This window comes from Acinetobacter sp., assembly GCF_049284435.1.
GTDB lineage: Bacteria > Pseudomonadota > Gammaproteobacteria > Pseudomonadales > Moraxellaceae > Acinetobacter.
Window position 1 is genome coordinate 1 of sequence record NZ_JBAPXX010000151.1, and the last position, 6,263, is coordinate 6,263.

At 39.0% G+C, this 6,263-nt stretch carries 4 protein-coding genes and 3 pseudogenes; 4 read left to right on the forward strand and 3 right to left on the reverse strand.

Translation table 11 applies throughout. The features are described 5' to 3' along the window. A pseudogene (locus WAK81_RS13155) lies at nt 1-230 on the reverse strand (Fic family protein); the annotation flags it as partial. Nucleotides 231-497: 267 nt separating this feature from the next. Here WAK81_RS13155 and WAK81_RS13160 point away from each other — a divergent pair. The 4 genes from WAK81_RS13160 to pnuC all read left to right on the forward strand — a co-directional run bounded on the left by WAK81_RS13160 (nt 498) and on the right by pnuC (nt 5,480). After that, nucleotides 498-1,187, forward strand: a complete 690-nt coding sequence (locus tag WAK81_RS13160) for a GntR family transcriptional regulator (protein WP_422197422.1) — start codon at nt 498-500, stop codon at nt 1,185-1,187. A gap of 254 nt (nt 1,188-1,441) precedes the next feature. Then, nucleotides 1,442-2,635 carry a phosphotransferase enzyme family protein gene (locus WAK81_RS13165; RefSeq protein ID WP_422197424.1) on the forward strand — a complete coding sequence of 398 codons (1,194 nt, stop codon included), beginning with the start codon at nt 1,442-1,444 and terminating at the stop codon, nt 2,633-2,635. A 51-nt stretch (nt 2,636-2,686) separates the two neighbouring features. Then, a complete protein-coding gene (locus tag WAK81_RS13170) occupies nt 2,687-4,870 on the forward strand; it encodes a TonB-dependent siderophore receptor (RefSeq protein WP_422197426.1) in 2,184 nt (727 codons plus the stop codon). Between the two features lie 28 nt (nt 4,871-4,898). Continuing rightward, nucleotides 4,899-5,480, forward strand: coding sequence for a nicotinamide riboside transporter PnuC (gene pnuC / locus WAK81_RS13175; RefSeq protein ID WP_422197428.1), 582 nt, complete (start codon nt 4,899-4,901; stop codon nt 5,478-5,480). Nucleotides 5,481-5,493: 13 nt separating this feature from the next. Here pnuC and WAK81_RS13180 read toward each other — a convergent pair. Together WAK81_RS13180 and WAK81_RS13185 are read right to left on the reverse strand one after the other, a co-directional pair. Beyond that, nucleotides 5,494-5,658, reverse strand: a pseudogene (locus tag WAK81_RS13180) (Fic family protein); the annotation flags it as partial. Nucleotides 5,659-5,820: 162 nt separating this feature from the next. Then, nucleotides 5,821-6,263: pseudogene (locus WAK81_RS13185) on the reverse strand (anti-sigma factor); the annotation flags it as partial.

Consider the following 6,263-nt stretch of genomic DNA (forward strand, 5'->3'; position numbering starts at 1 on the left):
GCATTTCTATGGTTGATCGCTTCGAAGTGTTCTCTTAATGCCTTTCCACCAACAGTTATGCCTTCTAAGACAACTTTTGTTTCTAGTAATGTAAGTGTATTGCCTTCAATAGCATTCGAATGATAGGTCCAACGGACAATAAGATCTTCTTGTAAATTTTTGACAATTGATGGAGAAAGAGGGCGATGTTGATCTAATTTTTTCTTTAAATCATCAATAGTTTCAAACATAACCTTATCCCTGAATTTGTCTTAGTCGATCATACATGAAAAAATAAATATCAGAAATGTAGTGATATATCATTACATTTTATATTGATTGTAAAAGTGGGGATTGAAAAGATATTATCTTAGAATCACGTATCAATAATGTTGGTAAAGATTCTCATTAAGACTAGGGAATGCATCTTTCTACTGATCTGTACCTTTTTTAATTTTCCTCTGTTCTTTAATTTAGTACCATCAATATAACTTACGCTGACGAGCTGGATTCACTGAATGAAGTATATGGAAATCAGAGATTTGATTGAGGCTGAATTGAAAAATTATAGTTCTAATCAAATGATTCCATCGGAACGCTACTTGGCATTAAAGTTTAACTGTTCAAGGGAAACAGTGCGTAAGGCCTATGAACAGCTTCGTGCCGAAGATAAAATTTACAAACGGCAAAATCTCGGCTGGTTTGTGAGTAATAAAAAAATTCAATACTATCCAAACTCAATTGAAAATTTTCGTTCCTATATGAAGGCACAGGGTTTTAATGCCAGAACTGAACTGATCTCGACCAGACAGCTGGAGCGATTTGATCACAGTAATCTTTTTAGTGAAGAAAGTCGTAAATTGGGCTTTATTGAAATTATCCGTTTACGTTATGCCGATGATGTACCGGTACTTCTAGAATATAATTATCTACCTGTTGCGCTGTTTCCAAATGTGCTGAATTATGATGTGATTACTTCGGTCCAAGATGTCATTAAAAATCACTTTGAATACGATTACACGAGTAGTCAGCTAAAAATTAAAAATACCGGTGTATCTCATTTTGAGAGCCAATATTTAGGAATTCCTATAAGCCAAACAGCAACTTACATTGAACGTATTTCTAAATCAAACGATCTAGTGATTGAATATGACATCGAAATCTGGTCACAGGACAAAATTGAAATGACCCTAGATATTCACGCATAAGCTTATATTTATATCCAATCTATTCAAATCCTAAAAGCTTCATTGTTTTTAGGATTTTTTCATTTTAAAAAACTTTTAAGCATTCTATTTTTATATTTAAAAGGATACACTTTCCTCCAATTTAATATTGGTATGTACCACTTAATTTTAGGACGTACCTTAAATATTAAATGTATTTGAAAATACTGTGTACATGTTTGCTTAAATGATGACTATCCATTACCACATGATGATCTGGCTCAGGAATATTGATGATGACCACAATTACTGATGATTTAGGTCATGGTATGGGCAATGCTTGGGAAAATAAAGACTGGGCACATATTTCTGATCCAGAATTACAAAGCCTGCAGCAGCAGTATTCCTGTTTACAAGGTCATATTCAGATTTTGTGGTGTAGTCCACGGCCATTTTCATCTGCAGTACTGGTCAAGGTGGAGCAGGATGTTGTGAGCAGGGATGAAACAGTCGCGCATCAGTATTTGATCAAGCGCAGCCATTGTTCCTTTCGTCGTGCCCGCGATATTTTACAGGAGCATGCTGTTCTTGAACATTTAGCTGGTAAGGAAATTCCTGTTGCAGCACTGCTTAGATCAAATCAAGGTCTGACCGCTTTAGAGTTGGATGAGTGGACTTATGAAGTCTATGCAAAAGCAGCCGGTTTAGATCTGTATGCAGATCAGCAATCCTGGAAACCTTTTTTCTATGCTGAACATGCTGCGAAAGCGGGGCAATTGCTGGCAATCTTACATATGGCCATGCAGGATTTTCCTGAGCAACAGGGCAGATCAGCATCTTATTTAGTGTCCAATCAGCAGCTTTTAGACAGTGAAAATATCGTTACAGCCATTCAATGGCGCATTACAAACAGTCCAGAATTAAGCCGTTATTTTGCCGACAAAAATTTCGATCCTTACTTTTTAGATCAAATTTTGCAGGTTCACCAGCGTATTCGGCCGGTATTGCAACAGGCAAGCAGAATTTGGACCCATAACGATTTACACGCTTCTAATCTGTTTTGGTCAGCGCCGGATGTCAAAGCTGAGATTACTGCCGTGATTGATTTTGGTTTATCTGACCGAAACTCAGCAATTTATGATCTAGCTGTGACGATTGAACGTAATTTCATTGCTTGGTTGGAATTAGAGCAAAACCCACATATTCAGATTGATGAAACTGGTTTAACCGCCTTTCTACATGCTTATTTTTCTGAAGTACATCCACAAGAAGATTTTAGTATTTTGCCAGAGCTACTGAAAATCGTGCATTTGGATTTCGCTTTTTCAGAGCTTGAGTATTTTGTTGGTATTACCCAAAACCTAAACCATGCAAATGCGGCTTATTACGACTGGATTATCGGTCATGTGGACTGGTTCCTTGGCGAACAAGGTCAGCAATTTACCCAGACTTTAACCCGGCTCATTCAACACCAATTGCACTCTTCTTAGTTGCTTTCTAAACCCAGCATCATCACCCACTTCAAATACATAAGGTTTCGTATGAACACTCGTCAACTCAAACAGAATGTATTAACCCGATCTTTAAATATGATCATTCTGTCGCAGCTGTGTTTAATCCCGCTGGCTTATGCTGAAGACGATGTTCAAAAACTTGAAACGATTGTCATTACAGCCGATCAAAGTATCCCTTACACGAGTACCAAAGTGAATATTGAGGGATTTGCTACGGACAGTCTGCAAAAAATACCTGCATCAGTCTCTATCGTGACTGCCGATCTCATTGCTGAACAACATGCCCGGGTGCTGAGCGATGTTGTAAAAAATGATGCAGCCATCGGTGATGGCTATGCTGCAATTGGCTATTATCCAAACTTTGTCTCGCGTGGCTTTGCACTCGATTTGGCATCTAGCTACCTGATTAATGGTAATGTGATTCGTGGTGAACAAAATGTTGCGCTTGAAAACAAAGAACGCGTGGAAATTTTAAAAGGTATTTCCGTGATTCAAAGTGGGATGTCGACCCCGGGTGGTGTGGTGAATTATGTTACCAAGCGACCCAAAGATATCCAGGCCCTAACATTCTCTGCCGATGAATATGGACAGTTTTCCGTTGCAACTGATGTCGGTGGTTTTTTGGGTGATGAGCAACAATTCGGATATCGCATCAATGTAGTGAATGAACAGATTGAGTCTTATGTCGATCATGTGGGTGGTGAACGCTATCTAGCGGCATTGGCCTTAGATTGGAAAACATCTGAGCAATCTAAATTGGAATTTGATCTAGAAGCACAGCGTTCCGAACAAAAATCAGTGCCAGGTTATCAATTACTCGATGGTAAAGTCCCACAAAATGTGAAATGGGATCAATTGCTTGGTTATCAGACTTGGGGCAAACCGGTCACGATCGATAGTCTGAATAGCAGTTTAAAATATAGCTATGCATTGAATGATGACTGGAACCTGGGACTCGTTGCAGCCCACAGTAAATCCAAGGTTGATGATTATTCGACATTTGCTTGGGGGTGTTATGCTGCGGTATGTGAATATAATGGCTTAGGCAACACTTTTGATGCGAATGGTAATTACGATATTTATGATTATCGTAACCCTGATGACACCTTTAAAACCAATCAATTTAAAGTCAAATTGGATGGGGTGATTGATACCAATTGGGCGCAACATTATCTAAATTTTGATATTACGCAAACCAATAAATCGAGAGATCGTTTTGTTGGTGTCAATGAATGGATTGGTGTAGGTAATATTTATACAGAAACCATGGATTTTGCTCCAGCAACAACGAATGCTGGACAAAATTATCAAGCGCTTAAAAGTAAACAAACCGCATTCACAGCCTTAGACCGTATCGAATGGAATGAACACTGGACCACTTTGGTTGGTGGAAAATGGATCGAGCTTGATGAACAAGCACATGCTTATGATGCAGAGGGTAAGCAGGTAGTAAAAGTCCGTGATACAGATTTAGGCAAATTTTTACCGCAGTTTGCAGTGAGTTATAGTCCAGTAGAGTCAACCACTGTGTATGCCTCTTATGCGAAAGGCTTGTCAGATGGAAAGACAGCACCTTGGTTTGCAGATAATGCTGCTGAAACTCTAGCGCCGATCTATTCAGAGCAATATGAAATTGGTCTAAAACAACAGATCAAGCAGTTTTTATTTACTGCCTCGATATTTGATTTACGCCAAGACAACCAATATAGCAAACCAACTGACACAGGCTTTATGCTTGTAGAGGAAGGTGAGCAGCGTAGTCTTGGTCTGGAATTAGAACTGAATGGTGCATTAACGGATGATTTGGCCTTAACCTCATCATTGGCATGGATCAAAGCCCGGTTAGAAAATGTTGAAACGGTTGAATATGGCAATTATCAAGCGCAAAACGTGCCAGAAGTTCGTTTCGCAACGCATCTTCGCTATAACGTGCCGGGCATTGAAGGTTTCACTGTTCTGACAGGTGGACAATACAGTTCAAGCAAATATGCCAACAAAGAGGGCACTGCGAAAGTCGCGGGTTATAGTGTGGTTGATTTAGGGGCCGCTTATCAATTTAAGCTGAATACGACCGATGCATTGCTGCGCTTGAATATTAATAATCTGTTCAATAAGAAATACTGGCGTGATGCAGGTGAATTTTTGGGTGACGATTATTTATTCTTGGGTTCGCCACGTACAGCAACCTTGTCATTCAATCTGAACTTCTAAATTGGCTGCTTAATCAGGTTATATTGCTATGGAAAATATAGAAATTGCAGCGTTCATTTTAAATGTTTTAGGTGTCTGGTCGACGTCTAAACAATATAAAGCCTGCTGGGTAGTGAATATTGTCGCTGTATTTCTGTATATCATTGTTTTTTATCGTGTCAATTTATTTGCAGACGCAGCATTACAAGCCGTATTTATCTTGATGCAACTGTATGGCTGGTATAGCTGGTCGAAGAAAGATCAAGACCAGGATCTGACCGTACAGATTGGCTATTTGAATAAAAAAAACTGGGTATATAGTCTGATTGTGGGTATTGTCGCGGGTCTGCTGATTGGGGCCTTATTTGCTCATTTCACCACAGCGTCACTACCTTGGTTGGATTCAATGTTGGCTTCTTTTAGCTTGGTGGCAAGTTATTGGGCGGCCAAAAAATATATTGAAAGCTGGGCATTATGGTGTGTTTTAGATGTGATTTATGTCGGCATGTACACGCATAAATCATTGTATTTAACCGCCGTCCTTTATTTTATCTTTATTCTCTTGGCGCTGAATGGCTGGAGAATGTGGCGAAATTTATACGTACCGAAAGTACATTTAAACCACGGATAAATCAGCATTCCTATAACACGACTTTTGTTTCTAGCAGGGTGAGTGTATTACCTTCAATTGCATTCGAATGATACGTCCAACGGACAATAAGATCTTCTTGTAAATTTTTGACAATTGACGGAGAGAGAGGGCGATGTTGATCTAATTTTTTCTTTAAATCATCAATAGTTTCAAACATAACCTTATCCCTGAATTTGTTTTAGTCGATCATACATGAAAAAAGAAATATCAGAAATGTAGTGATATATCATTACATTTTGTATTGATTATAAAAGTAGTAATTGGATGGCTTCCTGTATTCTAGACACGAGACAGCCTCATTTCGAAGATACATTATTGTTCATTTCACCCATACATCTATGGCATGTTGTAGATGACACGTTTTGACATAAAGCGTTGCACCTGATGGACCCGCCTGAAATTTAGCGGCACTATTATTGATGGGAAGACGGACCCATGAACCTGCTGGATATATTTCAGCGCCGCAAAATAATTGACCTTTGATAATGAACAATTCAATCCCTTGTTTTGATTTCTCTACGAGAATTTGATCAGGTTTTAGCTTTTCTAAATAGGTCTGCTCATGTTCAGATTGAAATAGCGGGCATATCATCCGACGTTGGGTAAGCTTCCAATTCGCTGGATCATTGGTATTGATTCGGACGGGTTCTATCTCATGTTCAGTCATTTGCATCAGTTTCACAAAGATTAAACAACCTGCTTTACTGGAAACCCGATGAGTTGAATGATGGGGGTTACGTAAATACCAGCCTGCCGGATAAT